Origin of the sequence: Leifsonia sp. A12D58 (assembly GCF_047530025.1) — a bacterium.
Taxonomy (GTDB): Bacteria; Actinomycetota; Actinomycetes; order Actinomycetales; family Microbacteriaceae; genus Cryobacterium.
In genome coordinates this window covers 119170-139349 of the sequence record NZ_JBLJAT010000003.1, presented here as the reverse complement: position 1 = coordinate 139349, position 20180 = coordinate 119170, and the positions used below count along the sequence as shown (strand labels likewise).

The 20180-nt window shown below is 62.1% G+C and carries 18 protein-coding genes and 1 riboswitch; of the genes, 7 read left to right on the top strand and 11 right to left on the bottom strand.

Going from position 1 to position 20180, the window contains the following annotated elements:
* Positions 1-2: 2 nt before the first annotated feature.
* Both ribD and ACMT3I_RS09040 read right to left on the bottom strand, forming a co-directional pair.
* Positions 3-1028, bottom strand: coding sequence for a bifunctional diaminohydroxyphosphoribosylaminopyrimidine deaminase/5-amino-6-(5-phosphoribosylamino)uracil reductase RibD (ribD, locus tag ACMT3I_RS09045; RefSeq protein WP_414804159.1), 1026 nt, complete (start codon positions 1026-1028; stop codon positions 3-5).
* A gap of 83 nt (positions 1029-1111) precedes the next feature.
* Positions 1112-1244, bottom strand: a riboswitch (FMN riboswitch).
* A 107-nt stretch (positions 1245-1351) separates the two neighbouring features.
* The gene (locus ACMT3I_RS09040; RefSeq protein WP_414804158.1) at positions 1352-2329 is read right to left on the bottom strand and encodes a sugar-binding transcriptional regulator; all 978 of its coding nucleotides are present in this window, start codon (positions 2327-2329) and stop codon (positions 1352-1354) included.
* 115 nt (positions 2330-2444) lie between these two features.
* Between ACMT3I_RS09040 and ACMT3I_RS09035 the strand changes: the two genes are divergently transcribed.
* The 4 genes from ACMT3I_RS09035 (at position 2445) to ACMT3I_RS09020 (ending at position 8221) form a co-directional block, all read left to right on the top strand.
* Complete coding sequence (locus tag ACMT3I_RS09035; protein ID WP_414804157.1) at positions 2445-4166, top strand: glycerol-3-phosphate dehydrogenase/oxidase; 1722 nt, start codon at positions 2445-2447, stop codon at positions 4164-4166.
* A 142-nt stretch (positions 4167-4308) separates the two neighbouring features.
* The gene (locus ACMT3I_RS09030; protein ID WP_414804156.1) at positions 4309-5070 is read left to right on the top strand and encodes an MIP/aquaporin family protein; all 762 of its coding nucleotides are present in this window, start codon (positions 4309-4311) and stop codon (positions 5068-5070) included.
* Positions 5071-5127: 57 nt separating this feature from the next.
* On the top strand, positions 5128-6642 hold the full coding sequence (gene glpK / locus ACMT3I_RS09025) for a glycerol kinase GlpK (RefSeq protein WP_414804155.1): 1515 nt from the start codon (positions 5128-5130) through the stop codon (positions 6640-6642).
* 691 nt (positions 6643-7333) lie between these two features.
* Positions 7334-8221 (top strand): DUF559 domain-containing protein, encoded by an 888-nt coding sequence (locus ACMT3I_RS09020; protein ID WP_414804154.1) that lies wholly within the window; start codon positions 7334-7336, stop codon positions 8219-8221.
* A gap of 215 nt (positions 8222-8436) precedes the next feature.
* Here the strand turns inward: ACMT3I_RS09020 and ACMT3I_RS09015 are convergent, their stop codons facing one another.
* The 9 genes from ACMT3I_RS09015 to sdhC form a co-directional block, all read right to left on the bottom strand.
* Entirely contained in the window at positions 8437-9216 is a 780-nt protein-coding gene (locus ACMT3I_RS09015; protein ID WP_414804153.1) for an HAD family hydrolase, read from the bottom strand.
* Positions 9213-9782, bottom strand: a complete 570-nt coding sequence (locus tag ACMT3I_RS09010; RefSeq protein WP_414804152.1) for a GNAT family N-acetyltransferase — start codon at positions 9780-9782, stop codon at positions 9213-9215. Before ACMT3I_RS09010 ends, ACMT3I_RS09015 begins: the two co-directional genes overlap by 4 nt.
* A 3-nt stretch (positions 9783-9785) precedes the next feature.
* A complete protein-coding gene (gene trpS / locus ACMT3I_RS09005; RefSeq protein ID WP_414804151.1) occupies positions 9786-10799 on the bottom strand; it encodes a tryptophan--tRNA ligase in 1014 nt (337 codons plus the stop codon).
* Positions 10800-10829: 30 nt separating this feature from the next.
* Positions 10830-11675, bottom strand: coding sequence for an exodeoxyribonuclease III (locus ACMT3I_RS09000; RefSeq protein WP_414804150.1), 846 nt, complete (start codon positions 11673-11675; stop codon positions 10830-10832).
* Between the two features lie 9 nt (positions 11676-11684).
* Positions 11685-12803: a YihY/virulence factor BrkB family protein gene (locus ACMT3I_RS08995; RefSeq protein WP_414804149.1), complete on the bottom strand. Its 1119-nt coding sequence runs from the start codon at positions 12801-12803 to the stop codon at positions 11685-11687.
* 122 nt (positions 12804-12925) lie between these two features.
* Complete coding sequence (locus tag ACMT3I_RS08990; RefSeq protein WP_414804148.1) at positions 12926-13684, bottom strand: succinate dehydrogenase iron-sulfur subunit; 759 nt, start codon at positions 13682-13684, stop codon at positions 12926-12928.
* Positions 13685-13686: 2 nt separating this feature from the next.
* On the bottom strand, positions 13687-15504 hold the full coding sequence (gene sdhA / locus ACMT3I_RS08985) for a succinate dehydrogenase flavoprotein subunit (RefSeq protein ID WP_414804147.1): 1818 nt from the start codon (positions 15502-15504) through the stop codon (positions 13687-13689).
* Between the two features lie 18 nt (positions 15505-15522).
* Positions 15523-15978: a succinate dehydrogenase hydrophobic membrane anchor subunit gene (locus ACMT3I_RS08980; RefSeq protein WP_414804146.1), complete on the bottom strand. Its 456-nt coding sequence runs from the start codon at positions 15976-15978 to the stop codon at positions 15523-15525.
* A 13-nt stretch (positions 15979-15991) separates the two neighbouring features.
* Positions 15992-16411 (bottom strand): succinate dehydrogenase, cytochrome b556 subunit, encoded by a 420-nt coding sequence (sdhC, locus tag ACMT3I_RS08975; RefSeq protein WP_414804145.1) that lies wholly within the window; start codon positions 16409-16411, stop codon positions 15992-15994.
* 191 nt (positions 16412-16602) lie between these two features.
* Between sdhC and ACMT3I_RS08970 the strand changes: the two genes are divergently transcribed.
* The 3 genes from ACMT3I_RS08970 to ACMT3I_RS08960 all read left to right on the top strand — a co-directional run bounded on the left by ACMT3I_RS08970 (position 16603) and on the right by ACMT3I_RS08960 (position 20138).
* Positions 16603-17724: a mannose-1-phosphate guanylyltransferase gene (locus ACMT3I_RS08970; RefSeq protein ID WP_414804144.1), complete on the top strand. Its 1122-nt coding sequence runs from the start codon at positions 16603-16605 to the stop codon at positions 17722-17724.
* Between the two features lie 55 nt (positions 17725-17779).
* Positions 17780-18844: a BMP family lipoprotein gene (locus ACMT3I_RS08965; protein WP_414804485.1), complete on the top strand. Its 1065-nt coding sequence runs from the start codon at positions 17780-17782 to the stop codon at positions 18842-18844.
* Between the two features lie 193 nt (positions 18845-19037).
* The gene (locus ACMT3I_RS08960; protein ID WP_414804143.1) at positions 19038-20138 is read left to right on the top strand and encodes a BMP family lipoprotein; all 1101 of its coding nucleotides are present in this window, start codon (positions 19038-19040) and stop codon (positions 20136-20138) included.
* Positions 20139-20180 lie beyond the last annotated feature (42 nt).

The following is a 20180-nucleotide window of genomic DNA, read 5'->3' as shown; positions in this document are numbered from 1 at the left end:
AGTCAGGTCCTTCTGTCTGGGCGTGCAAGAACGAGCAGATCGTCGCCGAGCTGCGTGATGGTGTCGATCGTCAGGGTGAGTTGGTCGGTGATGGTGCCGACGCCGATGTCGCCGAGCGCAAGGCGGGGACCGCCGAGAAGAGTAGGGGCGAGGTAGATCGCGAACTGATCGACAAGGCCGGCTGCCACGAACGCACTCGCGAGAGTGGGACCACCTTCGACGAAGACTCTCAGGATGCCGCGCTCGCGCAGATCGGTCAGGGTGGCGGCAAGATCGTGGGAGCCGTAGAACAGCGGGGCATGAGGATGGCCGAAGAGCGCGGCTGCTGCGGGGATGTCGCGGGCGCCGATAACGACCGGAATCGGCTGGGAGGCGAAGAGCGAGCCATCGGAGTCGCGCGCGGTCAGCGATGGGTCGTCGGCGATGGCTGTACCGGTGCCGACGACGATGGCGTCGGCGGCAGCTCGCCGAGCATGGACATCCGCTCTGGCGACAGCGCCGGTGATCCACTGGCTGGTGCCATCGGCAGCGGCTGCACGACCGTCGAGGCTGGACGCCCACTTGACGGTGACGAACGGCCGGCCGAGCCTGGCTGCGATGAGCCAATCCGAGAGGAATACTTCTGCATCGTCCTGCAGCACACCGCCCTCTACCTCGACGCCGCCTGCTCGCAGCCGATCGGCTCCGCCGGAGGAGTGCTTGCCGGGATCGGCGACGGCGTAGACAACCCGGGCAACGCCGGCATCGAGAAGCGCGACGGCGCATGGGCCGGTGCGACCCGTGTGATTGCAGGGCTCAAGGGTGACGACGACAGTTGCTCCGTGCGCTGCACCAGGCGCGAGATGGGAGAGCGCGTCGACCTCGGCGTGGGGGGTTCCCGCACCACGGTGCCAGCCCTCAGCCAGAACAGTGCCGTCATCGGCCAAGATGACGCAGCCGACGCGGGGATTGATGCCGGGTTTCGGGCCGTTGGCGGCAAGCACCAGCGCGCGTCGCATCGCGCTCTCGATCAGTGCTTCGTGTGTCATCGCCGCCCTCGTCCTCATCGGAACTCCGGGGATTGTGGCGTGCACGGATGCGTAAGCCGTCGGCTGGTCATATGACCGACCGACCCGTGCGCCTCCCATCCGGACTTTAACCGTCGGTGCTGGAGTTTCACCAGCTCAACCGGAGTGTCCCGAAGGACGCACCAGCTCGCGGACTTTCACCGCCGGTTCGGACTTACACCGACCCCGGAGCACGTTTCTTATCTTCAGTTATAGCTCAACGCGTCAGCGGTCGGGGTATTCCCTGAGTTATCCACCGAAATGTTCAGCACCGGCCACGCCAGCACCGGCCACGCCAGCACCGGTCACGATGCCGATGCGATCAGCGCGCGTGCGGTGCCTTCGTCAACGTAGAGGTCGGTGATCAGTTCTGCGTTGAGCGCACCGCGCAGGCTTTCAAGCTTGGAGCTGCCGGACACCACGCAGATGCGGCGCGGAGTGCGACGTAACACGGTGAAGTCGGGACCGGTGCCGCGCAGGTTCAACGGGATGTCGTCGGTTGAGCCGTCGGCTCTGAAAAAGACGGTTGCCACGTCGCCCACGACGCGAGATTCGCTGAGCGAGGCGTAGTCGGCTTCTTCAAGATAGCCACCGGCATACACGTGGCTCGGAACCTCAGAGAAGGGGGAGCCGAGGCCGAAGAGCGCAACATCCATGTGCGCCTGGATGTCGATGAGTCGCGACACATTGCGCTCGCGCCAGAGGGCAAGCTTCGTTGCGGGGTCATCGAAGAATGCAGGCACCGGGAACTGCTGCACGTGGGCACCGAAAGCATCCCCGAATCGGCGCAGGATCTCGCTGGCGTATGCGATGCCTGTCGTGCGCATGTTGCCTGCGCCGTTCAGCTGGACGATCTGAGAGTTGTGCGTCTGCTTGGGAATCACGTGCCTGCTGATGGCACTCATCGTCGATCCCCAGGCAACGCCCATGGTCATGTTCGAATCGAAGTATTGTCCGAGAATTCGTGCAACGGACAGCGCAACACGCTCCAAACGATCAACGTCGCTGGCATGGTCAGGTACAGGGACCACGTGAGCGGTCACCTTGTAACGAGAGAGGATCTCCTTCTCAAGGCGGCTCGGTGCATCAAGGGGTGAGCGGATCTGGATATCGACGAGTCCGCTGGCCCTGGCATGGCTGAGGAGTCGTGAGACAGAGGACCTGGAGGTGTGGAGTTCGTGAGCGATGGCATCCATCGTCAGGTCCTGCATGTAGTAAAGGTGTGCGGCCGTGAGGGCGTCGCGGGTGCGGTCTGGATTCGACAGTTCGTCGGCGAGGGTCATATTGTCTCCTTGCACATATGTTCATCCAGCTTGACCGTTTGTGTCGCAACACGCAAACTTAAATGATTCGTACGGCGGCTTCTGCTGCCGGATTTACACATGAGGTGAGAAACAAATGCAGGATTCAGTGGTGAACTCCCAGGCGGCGCTCAAGGAGCTACCCCGGGCGCGTGTGCTCATCATCGGTGCAGGAATCAACGGAATTGCAACATTCCGCGACCTGGCACTCCAGGGTGTCGACGTCGCAATCGTCGACAAGGGTGACTTCGTGTCTGGCGCATCGTCGGCGTCGTCGCACATGATCCACGGTGGCGTCCGCTACCTCGAGAATGGCGAATTCCGTCTCGTCAAGGAATCGGTCACCGAGCGCAACGCCCTGATCAAGATCGCTCCGCACTACGTCAAGCCGCTGCGGACAGTTGTGCCGATCTTCTCGACCTTCTCCGGCATCATGAGCGCACCGATGCGCTTCCTCACTCACAAGCAGGGTAAGCCTCAGGAACGAGGTGCACTGCTGATCAAGGTCGGCATGGTGCTCTACGACTCCTTCTCCCGTGACGGTGGCAGCGTTCCGCGCCACGAGTTCCGTGGAGCCAAGAAGTCGCTCGAGGCGCTGCCGAAGCTCAACGATGGCCTGAAGTACACCGCCACCTACTACGACGCTTCGATGCACGACCCGGAGCGCCTCGCCCTCGATGTGCTGCGCGACGGTCTGGCCGCCGGCGGACACGCCCGCGCCGCCAACTATGTCGAAGCCATCGGCATGGATGAGAACGGTGTGCGCCTGCGCAACACGGTGACCGGTGAAGAGTTCAGCTTCGAAGCCGACGTCGTCGTCAACACCTCTGGACCATGGACCGACCTCACCAACAAGGCGCTCGGTTCTGAGAGCAAGTTCATGGGCGGCACCAAGGGTTCGCACATCGTTCTTGACAACCCAGAGCTGCTCGCAGCAACCGGTGGCAACGAGATCTTCTTTGAGCACAAGGACGGGCGCATCGTGCTCATCTACCCGCTCAAGGGCCGCGTCATGGTCGGCACCACCGACCTCGAGCACGATATGACCAAGCCGATTCGGTGCACCGAAGACGAGATCGATTACTTCTTCGAATTGGTCGCGCACGTTTTCCCAGATGTCGCAGTCGACCGTTCCGACATCGTTTACCGCTTCTCCGGCGTGCGTCCGCTTCCCCGCCACGACGACGAGGCTCCCGGCTTCGTGTCACGCGATTACCGCATCGAGTCGAGCCCGCTTGAGGCCCGTCCCGGCACGTTGCTCAGCCTCGTTGGTGGCAAGTGGACCACGTTCCGAGCCCTGGCAGAGCACCTGAGCAACGACATCCTGAAGCTCATCAATGTGCCCCGCACCGTCTCGACTGAGGGCCTGGCCATCGGTGGTGGCAAGGACTTCCCGATGACGGATGCCGCGCACCGCGTTTGGGTTGCAGCGCACGGTGACGAGGTGGGTGTCGCCCGCGCTACACAGCTGCTTGCACGCTACGGAACCCGTGCCGCAGACGTCATCAATTTCATGACCGAAGCCGCCGACGAGCCGCTGGTTCACAACGCCGATTACAGCCGTCGTGAGATCGAATACCTGGCCACAACCGAGTCGGTCGTTCACCTGATCGACATCCTGTTGCGTCGCACCAGCATGGCGTTCGTCGGTGGCCTGAGTGCCGAGCTTCTCACCGAGCTGACCGACATCGTCTCACCGGTTCTCGGCTGGAGCGATGAGCGTCGTCAGAGTGAGATCGCGGCAGCGACTGCAGAATTGAGCGACGTTCACGCCGTTGACCTCGCTCGCACAGACAAGGGCTCACTGACCGCAGCCTAGGAGTCGTCCAATCTGCACGAACGTGCAGCTGAAACCGTACCGAGTGGCCTAAACCGCCCCAAAAAGCTCGGTACGGTTTTTGTGGATTCGTTGTAATCCGACTCTCCTGCGCTCAACGTGGCGCCCAAATGAAAAGGTCAATGTGGACAATCTCGGTGTTGTATTCCTCGCGGAGCTGGTGGGTACTGCCCTCCTCGTGCTGCTCGGTTGTGGTGTTGTAGCCAACGTCGCACTTGTGAAAAACAAGGGCTTCAATGGTGGCTTCCTGATGGTGAACATCGGTTGGGGACTCGCTGTCTTCTCCGGTGTGATCGTCTCCTACAACTCAGGCGCTCACCTGAACCCGGCAGTCACGCTCGGTCTCGTCGCGTCCGGTGCAACTGAGTTCGGTTCCGGCGTTCCGGTCAACCCGATCTCGGTGATGACCTACATCGCAGCCCAGATGATCGGTGCCGTCATCGGCGCGTTCTTCGTGTGGCTCGCGTACAAGCAGCACTTCGACGCTGAACCGGATGCCGCCAACAAGCTCGGCGTCTTCTCAACCGGTCCCGCCATCCGTTCATACGGCTGGAACCTGGTCACCGAGATCATCGGCACGTTCGTTCTCGTCTTCGTCGTCATCGGCTTCGGTGGCGGACGCCAGGGCGACGGCGGCCTTGCAGCTCTCGGTGCGCTGCCCGTCGCACTGCTCGTGATCGTCATCGGTACCTCTCTCGGTGGACCGACCGGATACGCCATCAACCCGGCGCGTGACCTGGGCCCGCGTATCGCGCACTTCCTGCTCCCGATCAAGGGCAAGGGATCATCCGACTGGTCCTACTCCTGGGTACCGGTTCTGGGCCCGATCATCGGTGGCGTGCTGGCCGGCTGGGCTTCGCTGGTCCTCCTGCCGATTCTCGCTTAATCAAGCCTTTCTGAATCTCGAACAACCTCGCATTCCATAACGAAGGAGTTAGCAACCATGGGCAACTACGTACTTGCCATTGACCAGGGCACCACCAGCAGCAGGGCGATCATCTTCGACAAGGCTGGGTCGATCATCTCGACCGGTCAGCTCGAGCACGAGCAGATCTTCCCGAAGGCCGGCTGGGTCGAGCACGACCCGAAGGAAATCTGGAACAACGTCCGTGAGGTCATTGGCCAGGCACTGTCCAAGGCAAACCTGACGCGCCACGACATCGCGTCGGTCGGTATCACCAATCAGCGCGAGACGGCAGTTGTCTGGGACAAGAACACCGGAGAGCCCGTCTACAACGCAATCGTCTGGCAGGACACCCGCACGCAGGCGATCGTTGACCGTCTCGCAGCGGATGGCGGCATCGAGCGCTTCAAGCAGAAGGTTGGCCTGCCGCTGGCCACCTACTTCTCGGGAACCAAGATTGTCTGGATCCTCGAGAACGTCGAAGGCGCCCGCGCCAAGGCTGAGGCCGGCGACCTGCTCTTCGGTACCACTGACTCCTGGGTGCTGTGGAACCTGACCGGCGGAACCGACGGTGGCGTCCACGCCACCGACGTGACCAACGCGTCTCGCACGCTGTTCATGGACCTCGAGACCCTGCAGTGGGACGACGAGATCCTCGCGATCTTCGATGTGCCCAAGTCGATGCTGCCCGCGATCAAGTCCTCGTCCGAGGTCTACGGCACGGTCAATGAGCACAGCCTGCTGCGCGAAGTTCCGATCGCCGGCATCCTGGGCGACCAGCAGGCCGCGACTTTCGGCCAGGCTGCATTTGACCAGGGTGAAGCCAAGAACACCTACGGCACCGGCAACTTCCTGATCTTCAACACGGGTGAGGAAATCATCCACTCGAAGAACGGCCTGCTCACCACTGTCGGTTACAAGCTGGGCGACGCTCCGGTGCACTACGCACTCGAGGGATCGATCGCTGTCACCGGTTCACTGGTGCAGTGGATGCGCGACAACCTCGGCATCATCAAGTCTGCTGCTGACATCGAGGCCCTGGCTTCGACCGTTGACGACAACGGTGGGGCCTACTTCGTACCGGCGTTCTCCGGTCTCTTCGCGCCGCACTGGCGTTCGGATGCCCGTGGTGCTCTCGTCGGTCTGACCCGCTTCGTGAACAAGGGCCACATCGCCCGTGCTGCGCTCGAAGCGATTGCATTCCAGACCCGCGAGGTGCTTGATGCAGTGAACGCCGACTCCGGTGTTCCGCTCACCGAGCTCAAGGTCGATGGTGGTGCAACCTCCAACAACCTGCTTCTGCAGTTCCAGGCCGACATCCTCAACGTGCCGGTTGTTCGTCCGGTTGTCGCTGAGACCACGGCACTCGGTGCGGCTTACGCAGCCGGCCTGGCAGTCGGCTTCTGGAGCGGCCTCGACGACCTGCGCAAGAACTGGCAGGAAGACGCACGCTGGGAGCCCAACATGGACGACGCAGAACGCGAGCGCCTGCTGCGCAACTGGAAGAAGGCCGTTACCAAGACGCTCGACTGGGTCGACGAAGACGTGAAGTAACTTCTCCGCCTGTGTGACCACGAACCCGGTAGCTGCCACGTGCGCTGCCGGGTTCGTTGTGTTAACCGGCACCTGTGCAGCTGCTCTCGGCTCTGGTTACTGATCTCTGATCTCTGGTCTCTGATTACTGGTCTCTGATCTCTGATCTCTGTTCTCTGTTCTCTGTTCTCTGTTCTCTGTTCTCTGGTCTCTGTTCTCTGTTCTCTGGTCTCTGGTCTCTGATCTCTGGTCTCTGATCTCTGGTCTCTGGTCTCTGATCTCTGATCTCTGTTCTCTGGTCGCGTTTCCAGCCCATTCGCCTGCAGAATCTGCATAACTCCTGCAATTTGCGATCGCGGTGTGGCTCCGCTCCGGAATTCAGCGGCTGTGCGGTTGTGGCCTGCGCAACGAGCAGGAGTTATGCACGGTGGAGTGGAGCCGTGCGGCTCGGCAACCGTTGTTGGAGAGCACTTGTGCTTCTGCCTGATCGGGTCGGCTGGGTCAATTCCCGTCTGCATAGCTCCTGCAATACCCGCCTGCATAACTCCTGCAATCTCGAGCTGAGCACGACCGGATCCCCGGATTTTCGCGGTGTCTGGTAGCTGCCGCGAAGAACGAGCAGGAGTTATGCACAACCCGAGCCGAGAACCAGCTATCCACCGCGTCAGGGTCGGCGGGTTTCGGCGGCACGGCGTGCGCGATTCTCTTCGGCATGAGAGCAAATGAGTACATCCAGTTCGCCACGCAGCGCATCTATTCCAGACGTGATCTGCTGCTGTCCGGTATGACCGGGGCGCGGATCACGGAATCGGTAGGGGACTCGCAGCTGATCCGCGTGCGACGAGATCACTATGCGCTGCCGGAGACTGATCGACACACGGTCGAAGCTGTGCGAGTTGGGGGACGGCTGGCCTGCGTCTCCGCCGCTGCCGAACTCGGCATTTTCGCGTTCGACAGCAGCCTCACTCACATTCATCTCGGCAGAGAGGCTTCACGACTTCGGAGTGCGACCAGCCGTCGGCACCGGCTCGATGCACTTCCGCGCGACGGCATTGAACTTCATTGGCAGCCACTGATCTCGCCTGCTGACGGCACCGAATACTGCGTAGGTCCCATGGACGCCCTTGCGCAGATAATCCGCTGCCAACCCGCCACGTTCGCACTGGCGGCGCTCGACACGGCGCTTCATGACAGGGGCATTTCGACTGGCGACCTCGACGACATCTTCGACTCGGTACCGCTGAAACACCACTCGCTGCGCCCATTGATCGACGCTCGTGCAGAAGCAGGACAAGAGACTGTATTGCGCGAGCTAGTCAGACAGGAGGGCCTGCATTACGCGCTACAGGTCTGGTTCCCGGGCATCGGCCGTGTCGACGTGGTGGTCGAAGGATGCGTTGTCGTTGAAGCTGACAGCAAGGCGCACCACAAGAGTTGGGAGGAGCATGTGCGCGATCGAAGCCGGGATCGAGAGCTCGCGCAGCGCGGCTTCGTCACACTCAGACTGCTCTACCAGGACATCATGTTCCACCCCGTCGAGTCGATCGCAGCGATCAGGGAGCTCGTCGAGATCTGCCGCAACGGTAGTCGCCATGCATAACTCCTGCAGATTGCAGGCCTAGTCGAGGAGTTCCGCGTGATTGCAGTGTAGGGAAACGACAGTTCATCGTTTTGCAGGAGTTATGCACTCGACCGCACGCACACTGATTCGGATAGCTGTGCGCGGGGAGCCTGAGCCGGAAGCTCGGCCAGCGGCCAGCGGCCAGTAGCCGGTAGCCGGTAGCCGGTAGCCGGTAGCCGGTAGCCGGTAGCTAGTCAGCGGTCAGACATCGGCGCGAGGGCAGCAGGCAGCTCGGACAGGCCGGCGATCCGGATGACACCGAGTCGCCAGGCATCAGCGGCATCCGGTACCGACACCGGCGCGTGGATCCGGTCGAGCCAGACACCGGTCAGACCGGCAGCCGCGGCGCCGATGGCATCGGTCGCGAGCCGGTCGCCGACGTACACTGCGGCAGTGGGGGAGACACCAAAGACTTCACACGCGGCCTCGAAAATGCGGGGGTCCGGTTTGGCGATGCCCAACTCGCCGGACGTGATGAGATGTTCAACTCTGTCGGTCAGCCCCATCCCGGCCATCTTTCGGGTCTGGAACGCCAGATCCCCATTGGTGATGACGCCGAATCGTACTCCGGGGATAGCCGCCGCGAGCGCATCGAGACACGACAGGGCATCGGAATGCAGGGCCCAGCGCTCGACGTACTGTTCAAAATATGAGTCGAACCACACGCCTGAATCGGAATCGCTGAGTTCGACGCCATGCGCCGCAGCGAAGTCTCTGGCCCTGGCGCGCCGCTGGCCCTCGTAGTCCAGCTCCCCAGCCAGATACGCGTGGTAGTGCTCTTCTTCGAGGGAATGCCAGAGCGTGACAGTCTCCGCGCTCTCACGGGCAGCGAACTCCCCGCCCAGGGCGTGCACGTGGCGCACGATTCCCTCGTCAACCGCTCTGCGGTGCTCGAACAGGGTGTCGTCAAGGTCGAAGAGAATGACAGCTGCATGCGAAGCGGATGCCACTACCGCGGCCTCGTCAGCGCTCACGCCTGTTCGACACTCTCCGGCCAGCCGCCCTTGATCTGGCGGTCGTCGCTTGCACGCAGCACGCCCTGCCACGACTGCGGATGCGAGCCGTCGCGATACGCGGACCGCGACGGCCCGGTGCCGGCAAAGGTGAAGCCACATTTTCGAGCCACGCGCGCTGAGGCGACGTTACCGACCAGGCACTCCCAGTGGATTTCGTTCACCAGCCCCTCGGCGAATGCCCAGTCGGCAACGAGCCGCTGCGCCTCTGGAATGTATTCATTGCCGCGATACGGAGCGCCGAGCCAGAACCCGATCGACCCGCTCTTGGCTCGCAGGCTGATCACGCCCAGGAAATCGTCGGAGTCAGGTGCCCGCAGCACCCAGGTGTACTCCTGATCTGCCTTCCACGCGCCCGGAATGTAGAGCGAGATGAACGTCTCGGCATCCGAGTGGTTATACGGCCACGGCACCGTCAGAAATCGCTCGAAAAGCGGATCCTGACAGTATTCGTACATGGGGGCGGCATCGGCAGCGACAGGCTGGTCGAGCCGGAGTCGATCTGAGTGGAGCGCGACGGGCTGCATGGGTTACCGGCGAGGCCGGGGGAGCAGCCCGACGCGATCGTATGCCTTTGCCAGGGTCACATTGGCGACCTCGGCTGCACGGTCTGCGTTCTGGGCCAGGAGACGATCGAGCTCTGCGGGATCCGCGAGCAGCTCAAGCACGCGTTCACGAATAGGACCGAAGGTGCCGGTGACGACTTCGGCCAGCCCCTTCTTAAGGTCGCCATAGCCGCGACCGGCATACTCGTCTTCCAGAGAGCTGATCGAGCGGTTCGCCATCACAGAGTAGATGGTGAGTAGGTTGGCGACGCCCGGCTTGTTCTCGCGGTCGAAGACGACGCCGCCATCGGCATCGGTCACTGCGCGCATGATCTTCTTCGCTGTCACAGACGGCTCGTCGAGCACCCAGATGACGCCGGCGTGCGACTCGGCAGACTTCGACATCTTGGATGTCGGGTTCTGCAGGTCGTAGATCTTCGCGGTCTCCTTGACGATGTCGGCCTCTGGAATGACAAACGTCTCGCCGAAGCGGGAGTTGAAGCGGGCGGCGAGATCGCGCGTGAGCTCGACGTGCTGGCGCTGGTCTTCGCCGACCGGAACGATCTTGGCGTCGTAGAGCAGGATGTCGGCGGCCATGAGCACCGGGTAAGCGAACAGTCCAACGGTCACCGAGTCGCTGCCGTGCCGCAGCGACTTGTCTTTGAACTGCGTCATGCGGCTGGCCTCACCGAAGCCGGTGATGGTATTGAGCAACCAGGCCAGCTCGGCGTGGGCAGGAACGTGCGACTGCACGTAGAGCGTCGACGCCGACGGGTCGATGCCTGCGGCAATGTACTGCGCTGCCGTGCGACGCGTGTTGGACCGAAGCAGCGCAGGATCTTGCGCGACAGTGATCGCATGCAGGTCGACGATCGAGAAGAAGGCATCGTTCGCCTCCTGCAGCTTCTTCCAGTTGAGCAGCGCGCCGATGTAGTTACCGAGCTGCAGGGATTCAGCGGATGGTTGCATGCCTGAATACAGGCGGGTCTTGTCGGTCATTGAAGAAACTTTCAGTGTGAAGGCGAGGGATTAGATGGCGTAGTCGACGACGACGGGTGCATGGTCAGACCATCGCTCGTCGTAGGCGTTCGCTCGGTCGACGGTGTAGTTCGTCACTGTCGCGGCCAGCGCAGGGGTAGCCAGCTGGTAGTCGATGCGCCATCCGGTGTCGTTGTCGAACGCCTGGCCACGCCAGGACCACCAGGTGTACTGGCCTTCGACTTCACCGGCGAATTTGCGACCGATATCGACCCAGCCAAGGCCGGCGCCGGCGTTGTAGTCTGCATCGTCTTCTGCGCCAAGGATCTTGTCGAAGTACGCGCGCTCTTCGGGGAGGAAGCCGGCCCGCTTGACGTTGCCCTTCCAATTCTTGATGTCCAGTTTGCGGTGGCCGACGTTGAGGTCGCCCATCACGACGGCCAGTTCACTGTGCTCGGCGAGCTCGGGCAAGCGCTCAAGCATGGCGTCGAGGAACTTGTACTTCTCAACCTGTTTGGGAGTATCGACCTCGCCGGAATGCACATAGGTGCTCACAACGGTGATGACCTTTCCGTTGACCTCATAGTCGGCTTCGAGCCAGCGGCCGGCACTGTCGAAGTCAACAGCCCCGAACTCCACGCGGTGGATGTGCGCTGCACCGCGGCTGGCGAGCGCAACGCCGGCCCGACCCTTGGCCGTCGCTGCATCATGCAGGATGTTCCACTCGGGGCCGAGGAGGTCTTGCAGGTCTTCAGTGGATGCCCGCACCTCTTGGATCGCGAGGATGTCGACATCCCGTGCGTTCAGCCAGTCGCCCATTCCTTTGCGAAATGCGGCGCGGACGCCGTTCGTGTTGACGCTGGCGATTCGAAGCGGCTTGGCAGGCGTAGACGGCATGTTCCAATCCTACTTTGGGCCTCGGACATCGCCGCTCTGCTCGGGTGCATATGCCTGCACTCTGGCCTCAGCATCTTTCACTGCCCTGGCTTTCGATCGTTTCTTGTACCAGGGAGCTGATTCATATCTCTCTGTGGCCTCGCGCAGTTCGACCTGAGCGGCGACGTACAGCGCCTCAGCCTCTCGGGCCCTTCGCGCCTCTTCGACCTCCACCGACGATCGAGTGCGGGGCGAGAGGCCGGCATCCTGCATGCCGATGGCGATCCAGGATGCGGCAATCAGAGTAACCGTGCTGGTGAGGTTGAACCAGATGAGCAAACCGATGATCACAGCGAATGTCGCCAGCAGGGGATTGCGATCGGCGCCGCCGAGCAGGCTTGACCCCAGCACTCTGAGGGCACCGAGACCCGCAGCCCCCAGGAGCGAACCGGCGATCAGTCGCCGCATCGGGATGCGCACCGACGACAGAATCCGGAAGAGTGCGGCGAGGGTGACGGTGTCGATCACCAGTACCAACAACAATCCACTGCCACGGATCGCGAGGGTCGACACGAACGACTCGTGAGACACCCCCGCGAGCGAGAGCAGCCAATCGAGGAGCTGGGTGCTGGCGAGGGAGATGATCGCCGAAATGATCAGCAAGAGGCCGAAGGTTGCGGCTAGTCCGAGTTCGCGTGCCTTTTCAATGAGGAAGAACCTGGTGTCCCGCGGCATCTGGAAGATAGTGCGGACGGCCAATTTGGTCGTTGACAGCCAGCCGAGCGCGGTTCCGATCAACCCGACGAGGGCGATGGCACCCGTCCAGCTGAGCACTGATGCGCTCGTGAGCTGGGAAGGATCGACAACGCCGTTGGTCCCGATGAGGCCAGGCACGGATTGATTGATAAGGGCGATGAGCGCGTCGAACAGTTCAGGATGCCCTTTGAGCCATAGGCCGCCAATCGAGAAGCCGACCCAGAGCGCTGCGAAGATCGCGAAGATCGACTGGTACGCCATCCCTCCGGCGAGAATCGCGCCGTTGCTCTCGGTGAAATAGGTGAAGACGCGGACGGGCTTCAGCGCCATGATCCGGGACGTGACAGTGGTTACAAATGCCGTCACATTGCTGATCAGGGTGCGAATCGTCATCGTGCCAGCCTATCCAGATCCCGATGCAGATGCCTTCTTGGCCCGTCGCCACTCGCATCGCACACGGCAAACGCCCGGATGAAAATTCATCCGGGCGTTCATCGTTTAAGAGCTGTTGGGCGTTACGCCTTGCCGCGCATTATTGCCTGCTTGACCTCGGCGATGGCCTGGGTCACCTGGATGCCACGCGGGCATGCCTCGGTGCAATTGAAGGTGGTGCGGCAGCGCCACACGCCTTCCTGGTCATTCAGGATGTCAAGACGCACAGCAGCGTTGTCGTCGCGCGAGTCGAAGATGAATCGGTGCGCGTTGACGATTGCGGCCGGGCCGAAGTACTGGCCGTCGGTCCAGAACACCGGGCAGCTTGAGGTGCAGGCTGCGCAGAGGATGCACTTGGTGGTGTCATCGAAACGCTCGCGCTGGGCGACGGTCTGGATGCGCTCCTTGCCGTCCTTGGGCGCGCTCGTTGCCATCAGGAACGGTTGCACCTCCTTGAACGACTCGAAGAACGGGTCCATGTCGACAATGAGGTCCTTCTCAAGCGGCAGGCCCTTGATGGCCTCCACGTAGACGGGCTTCGTGATGTCGAGGTCCTTGATCAGCGTCTTGCAGGCCAGGCGGTTGCGGCCGTTGATACGCATGGCATCAGAACCGCAGACGCCGTGAGCGCATGAGCGGCGGAAGCTCAGGCTGCCGTCCTGCTCCCACTTGATCTTGTGCAGCGCATCGAGGATGCGGTCCGTCGGGTACATCTCGACATCGAAGTCCTGCCAATGTGGCTCGTCGTCAACCTCGGGATTGAAGCGTCGGATGATGAGAGTGACCGTGAACGACGCGATGGCGTCGGAGGCCGGCGGTGTCTCTACTAGTGCTGTGCTCACCGTTAGTACTTCCTCTCCATCGGCTGGTAGCGCGTAATAGTGACGGGCTTCCAGTCGAGCGCAATGTGATCGGCGGCTTCCGCTGAGTGCGGGTCTCCGGTCAGGTACGCCATCGTGTGCTTCATGTAATTCGCGTCGTCGCGGTCGGGGTAGTCGTCGCGCATGTGACCGCCGCGGCTTTCCTTGCGGTTGCGCGCGGAGAAGACGACGACCTCGGCCAGGTCAAGCAGGAAGCCGAGTTCGACGGCCTCGAGCAGGTCGGTGTTGAACCGACGGCCCTTGTCCTGAACGCCGATGTTCTTGTAACGCTCGCGCAGCAGGTGGATGGTTTCTGTGACCTCGGCGAGCGACTCATCGGTGCGGAACACCTGAGCCTTCTGGTCCATCATCTCCTGCAATTCCTTGCGGATGACGGCGATGCGCTCGGTGCCGGTGGACGAACGGATGCTCTCGAGCAGGCCGCTGACAAAGCCGGCCGGGTTCTCGGGAAGCGGTACGAACTCGGCGGTCTTCACATACTCGACAGCGTTGTTGCCTGCACGCTTGCCGAACACGTTGATGTCGAGCAGCGAGTTGGTGCCGAGGCGGTTCGAGCCGTGCACCGAAACGCAGGCGCACTCGCCGGCGGCGTACAGACCGGGAACGACTGTCGTGTTGTCGCGCAGCACTTCGGCGTTGACGTTGGTGGGGATGCCACCCATCGCGTAGTGCGCAGTCGGCATGACGGGCACAGGCTCTGTAACCGGGTCGACGCCGAGGTAGGTGCGGGCGAACTCGGTGATGTCGGGAAGCTTGGTCTCGAGTACTTCAGCACCGAGGTGCGTGCAGTCGAGGTAGACGTAGTCCTTGTGCGGACCAGCGCCACGACCTTCAGCGACCTCCTTGACCATGCAGCGGGCGACGATGTCACGCGGTGCAAGGTCCTTGATCGTCGGGGCGTATCGCTCCATGAAGCGCTCACCGCTCGCGTTCCGCAGGATTGCTCCCTCGCCGCGGGCGCCCTCGGTGAGGAGGATGCCGAGACCGGCCAGGCCGGTCGGGTGGAACTGGAAGAACTCCATGTCTTCCAGTGGCAGGCCCTTGCGCCAGATGATGCCGACGCCGTCACCCGTGAGGGTGTGTGCGTTCGACGTTGTCTTGAAGATCTTGCCGAAGCCGCCGGTTGCGAAGATGATCGCCTTGGCCTGGAAGACGTGCAGTTCGCCGCTCGACAGGTCGTATGCGACAACGCCTGACGGCTGGTCAACGCCGTCGACGTTCGTCATGATCAGGTCGAGTACGTAGAACTCGTTGAAGAAGTTGATGCCGCGCTTGACGCAGTTCTGGTACAGCGTCTGCAGGATCATGTGGCCGGTGCGGTCCGCTGCGTAGCAGGCGCGACGCACAGGAGCCTTACCGTGGTCGCGAGTGTGGCCACCGAAGCGACGCTGGTCGATCTTGCCCTCTGGTGTGCGGTTGAACGGCAGGCCCATGTTCTCGAGGTCGATGACCGCGTCGATGGCCTCCTTCGCGAGGATTTCGGCTGCATCCTGGTCAACCAGGTAGTCGCCACCCTTGACAGTGTCGAACGTGTGCCATTCCCAGTTGTCTTCTTCGACGTTTGCCAGGGCTGCTGCCATGCCGCCCTGCGCCGCACCGGTGTGCGAGCGGGTCGGATACAACTTCGAGATGACCGCAGTGCGGGCATTGGGGCCGGCTTCGATGGCGGCACGCATGCCAGCACCACCGGCTCCCACGATAACGATGTCGAACTGGTGGTAGTGCACGCCGTCAATGACGGTGGACTCCGAGGTATCTGTCACTGATGCATCCGTAGTCATGGTTGGTTTGTACAGCTCCTAGCTGGCCGGGCAGAACGAGGGGAGAAGGTCGGCTGTCGCGCCGGCCGGGCAGGGATCGAACGTGAAGACGACGAGGGTACCGAGAACGATCAGCACGACGACAGCCGCGAGAATCGCTCCCTTGAAGATGCCGCGAGTCGTGCGGCTGGTGGCGTAGTCGTTGACGATGGTGCGCATGCCATTGCCGCCGTGGATGAGAGCGAGCCAGAGCATCAGCACGTCCCAGACCTGCCAGAACGGGTCGGAGAGCTTGCCGCCGACGAACGCGAAGTCGAGCTGGTCGACGCCGTCGTTCGTCATCAGGTTCACGAAGAGGTGGCCGAAGATCAGCACGACGAGCAGAACGCCGGAGACGCGCATGTAGAGCCAGCCCCACTTCTCCCAGTTCACGCCGCCGCGTTTGCGGGGCGTGCGGGAGTATGGGCTGCGGGGGGCTTCGATGGTGGTTGACATATCTGTTCCCCTCCTAGTGGCTGAAGACGTTCATGAGGTGGCGAGGAGCGAAGCCGAGCATGGTGATCACCCAGAGGGCGATGACGATGTAGAACATCAGCTTCGAGTACTTCGCGTTCCAGAAGTCGATCAGGATGATGCGAATTCCGTTGAATGCGTGGAAGACGATTGCCGCGACCAAGGCGACTTCGCCGAGGCCCATAATGGGCGTTTGGTATGTACCGATCACCGCGTTGTACGCTTCGGGACTCACGCGAACAAGCGCGGTGTCCAGAATGTGTACCAACAAGAAGAAGAAGATCGCGACACCGGTGATGCGGTGAAGAACCCACGACCACATGCCCTCGCCACCCCTGTACAGGGTGCCGGCGGGGCGACGCGAAGTCGTCTTCTGCTGCTGAGATGAACGTGTTCCTGCCGTCTGATCTGGCATGAACAACCCTCCCTGGCTGAATAGTGCCCTGGGCACCAGGGCAGTCGACGCTCTATGAGCACGTGATATCAGTCTAGTTGCGCGTGTGGCCCACTCGCCGGTTAGGCAAGCCTAAGCAAGCCGCAGGTCAGTTGTTCGCCTGGCGCGCAGACATCGGGTGAGCGCCCGGGCCCTGCCGGTAGTCTGGCGTGATGCGTACCCCCAACCGACCGATTGACCGCTTCTATAGCGTTATCCCTGCCGGCGGAATCGGCTCGCGGCTGTGGCCGCTCTCTCGAGCCGATGCTCCCAAGTTTCTGCACGACCTCACCGGGTCGGGCCAGACGCTGCTGCGCGATACCTGGGACAGGCTCGCCCCGCTGTCCGGCCCTGACCGCGTCATGGTGGTCACTGGCAGGGCTCACCGCGCCGCAGTCGAGGCGCAGCTGCCCGAGCTCGAGGACCACAATGTTGTGCTCGAGAGCGAGCCGCGCGATTCGTCGGCTGCAATCGGTTTGGCCGCGGCCATCCTGAACAAGCGCGAGCCCGGTGTCATCATCGGTTCGTTCGCCGCAGACCACGTGATCAAGAGTGAGCCTCTTTTCCGTCACGCTGTCGCTGAAGCGGTTGCCGCAGCGGATGCCGGCTACATCGTGACGATCGGCATCCAGCCCACCGAGCCTGCCATCGGCTTCGGTTACATCAAGACTGCACAGCAGCTCGACATTGAGGGCGCGCCGAGCGCTCTGTCAGCCGACTCATTCGTGGAGAAGCCCAGTCTGGCGATCGCCAAGCGGTATGTCGCCAATGGCCATTACCTGTGGAATGCCGGCATGTTCATTGCGCGAGCAGACAGGCTCCTGGAAGAACTCGGTAAGACCGAACCCGAGCTGCTGGCTGGCATCCTCGAACTTGCAGAAGCGTGGGACACCCCGGAGCGCGGTGCCGTCGTCGACAAGGTCTGGCCGAAGCTGAAGAAGATCGCCATCGACTACTCGGTGGCAGAACCGGCTGCGGCTGCCGGCACTCTTGCCGTCATCCCCGGCCAGTTCGATTGGGACGACGTTGGAGACTTTGCCTCCATCGCCAAACTGCACTCTGGTGGTCGCAAGCGGGATCTCGCGATCCTCGGTGAGGGCGCCCGCGTTCTCGCTGACTCGTCGAGCGGCATCGTTGTCAGCCACACCGGACGGATGATCGCGCTGATCGGCGTCGAGGACATCGTTGTGATCGACACTCCCGATGCGCTCCTGGTCACCACCAGTGCGAACGCACAGAAGGTGAAATCCGTCGTCGATGCCCTCAAGCTCTCGGGCTCTAGCGACGTTCTCTAAGATCGGTTCATAACGAGGCACGCCTGCAGTGCCGATTCCTGGAACAGAGGTCCCGATGTTGCGTGTTCGTCGTATTCTTCCGATCGCTGTGGTCGCGACATCCGTCGTGCTGTTGGCTGCATGCGCGCCAGCGCCGTCAGCTCAAAGCAAAGACGCTGCCGCTGACTACTGCGCCAGGATGGTGACCAATTCTGGCGGCCTCGAAGACCGGTCCTTCAATCAGTCGAGCTGGGAAGGCCTGGAGCAGGCTCAGAAAGAGTTCGGTATCGACGTCAACGCGATTGTGTCGAACTCAGAGACCGACCTCGCCCCGAACGTGACCCAGGCGGTCGACACCGGCTGCGAGTTCATCCTCACCGTGGGCTGGGAGCTCGCCGACGCGACGATTGCTGAAGCCGCAGCGAACCCGGATGTGCACTTCTCGATCGTCGACGAGCAGGTGGATGGCGAGAACATCAAGCCCATCGTCTTCGACACGGCCCAGGCCGCGTACCTGGCCGGCTACCTGGCAGCCGGCGTTAGCAAGACGGGCAAGGTGGCAACCTTCGGCGGTGGCAACCAGCCGCCTGTCACCCTGTTCATGGACGGCTTCGTCGACGGCGTCGCGAAGTACAACGAGGCGCACGGAACCGCAGTGCAGGTTCTCGGTTGGAACAAGGACACCCAGGACGGCACGTTCACCGGTGACTTCGAAGACATCAGCAAGGGCAAGACCTACACCCAGGCGTTCATCGACCAGGGCGCGGACGTCATCCTGCCGGTCGCAGGGCAGGTGGGTGAGGGCGCCGCAGCCGCCGCAGTCGAGAACACGGGCGTTGCGATCATCTGGGTTGACAACGATGGCTACGAGACGCTGCCGGCCGAGTTCAAGCCGGTATTGCTCACGAGCGTCCTGAAGAACACGCAGGACGCCGTCGTAAAGATCATCGGTGATGACATCGATGGCACCTTCGACAATGCCCCGTTCATCGGCACGCTGGCCAACGGGGGAGTCGAAATTGCCCCGTACCACGATTTGGCCGGCTCGGTATCGGCAGAGCTTGAGGCAGAGATCGAGGGGCTGCGCTCCGACATCGTCGACGGCACCATCACCGTCACGTCACCCTCGACGCCGAAGTAGCGCGAGGATGCGCCGCTAACGCTGAAAAGCGGCGAATGAGCGGCATTTGTTACAAACAATCGTGCGAAATGTAGCGTCTTGGTAACCATTTGTTCAGACGTCGACTTTGCTCATATGAGCAGTGAAACATTCGGTAACGTGTAGTCCACACAGCCCGTGCGATCCCACGCAGGGCAGCATCTTGGAGGCCATCTTGACAATCACGACCCGCAAGGCCACTCTCGGCGGCCTTGCCGCGCTGGGAGTAGTTGCACTGCTCGCCGCGTGTGCCCCTGCCCCGACCGCCAGCAGCTCCGACGGTGCTGCAGCATCAGACTTCCTGCCCTGCATCGTCTCCGACTTCGGTGGGTTTGACGACAAGTCCTTCAACCAGTCGAGCTACGACGGCATCAAGCAGGCCGCAGACGAGATCGGTGTCGAGTTCAAGCAGGCCGAGTCGAAGTCTGAAGACCAGTACGACAGCAACGTCAGCAGCATGGTCGAGCAGGGCTGCAACTTCATCCTCACCGTTGGTTTCGCTCTGGCCAACGCCACGCGCGACTCCGCCAAGGCGAACACCGACGTCGAATACGCCATCATCGACTCCTCCCTGTCGAACGATGACTTCTCGCCGCTGTCGCTCGACAACGTGAAGCCGGTTCTGTACGACACCGCTCAGGCCGCATTCCTCGCCGGCTACCTGGCTGCTGGAACAAGCAAGACGGGCACCGTCGCCACGTACGGCGGAATGCAGTACCCGTCGGTCACCATCTTCATGGACGGCTTCGCCGATGGCGTCACGTACTACAACGAGCAGAAGGGCACTGACGTCAAGGTCCTCGGCTGGGACAAGGCCGCACAGACCGGAACCTTCGCCGGTGGCTTCGATGACATCAGCCAGGGCAAGACGCTGAGCCAGGGCTTCATCGACCAGGGTGCCGACATCATCCTCCCGGTCGCTGGACCGCTGTTCCAGGGCACGGCCCAGGCCATCCAGGACTCAGGCAAGGACGTCGCCATCATCGGTGTCGACAGCGACCTGTTCGAGACCGCACCTGACTTCGCTCCGATGTACCTCACCTCGGTGATGAAGCAGATGACCGACGCCACCAAGCAGATCGTCGTTGACGCTTCGAAGGGTACCTTCTCGGCTGACCCGTACATCGGAACCCTGGAGAACAAGGGTGTCGACCTCGCGCCGCTGCACGACTGGGAGTCAAAGGTTGACCCGGCTCTCGTCAAGGAGCTTGACGCTCTGAAGGCCGACATCATCAGTGGCGCAATCACTGTTGAGTCGCCTGCAACCCCGCAGTAACGCTTTACCCAGCACGACGTAAGAGGGGGAGGTCAGCGCCTG

Bases quoted from the DNA above. Each gene is read 5' to 3' on its own strand.
- ACMT3I_RS09000 (WP_414804150.1), bottom strand. From the start codon at position 11,675: ATGCCGTCTACGCCTGCCAAGCCGCTTCGAATCGCCAGCGTCAACACG.
- ACMT3I_RS09020 (WP_414804154.1), top strand. From the start codon at position 7,334: ATGAGAGCAAATGAGTACATCCAGTTCGCCACGCAGCGCATCTATTCC.
- ribD (WP_414804159.1), bottom strand. From the start codon at position 1,028: ATGACACACGAAGCACTGATCGAGAGCGCGATGCGACGCGCGCTGGTG.
- ACMT3I_RS08980 (WP_414804146.1), bottom strand. From the start codon at position 15,978: ATGTCAACCACCATCGAAGCCCCCCGCAGCCCATACTCCCGCACGCCC.
- trpS (WP_414804151.1), bottom strand. From the start codon at position 10,799: ATGACCGACAAGACCCGCCTGTATTCAGGCATGCAACCATCCGCTGAA.
- glpK (WP_414804155.1), top strand. From the start codon at position 5,128: ATGGGCAACTACGTACTTGCCATTGACCAGGGCACCACCAGCAGCAGG.
- ACMT3I_RS08970 (WP_414804144.1), top strand. From the start codon at position 16,603: ATGCGTACCCCCAACCGACCGATTGACCGCTTCTATAGCGTTATCCCT.
- sdhA (WP_414804147.1), bottom strand. From the start codon at position 15,504: ATGACTACGGATGCATCAGTGACAGATACCTCGGAGTCCACCGTCATT.
- ACMT3I_RS08965 (WP_414804485.1), top strand. From the start codon at position 17,780: ATGTTGCGTGTTCGTCGTATTCTTCCGATCGCTGTGGTCGCGACATCC.
- ACMT3I_RS09040 (WP_414804158.1), bottom strand. From the start codon at position 2,329: ATGACCCTCGCCGACGAACTGTCGAATCCAGACCGCACCCGCGACGCC.
- sdhC (WP_414804145.1), bottom strand. From the start codon at position 16,411: ATGCCAGATCAGACGGCAGGAACACGTTCATCTCAGCAGCAGAAGACG.
- ACMT3I_RS09035 (WP_414804157.1), top strand. From the start codon at position 2,445: ATGCAGGATTCAGTGGTGAACTCCCAGGCGGCGCTCAAGGAGCTACCC.
- ACMT3I_RS09010 (WP_414804152.1), bottom strand. From the start codon at position 9,782: ATGCAGCCCGTCGCGCTCCACTCAGATCGACTCCGGCTCGACCAGCCT.
- ACMT3I_RS08995 (WP_414804149.1), bottom strand. From the start codon at position 12,803: ATGACGATTCGCACCCTGATCAGCAATGTGACGGCATTTGTAACCACT.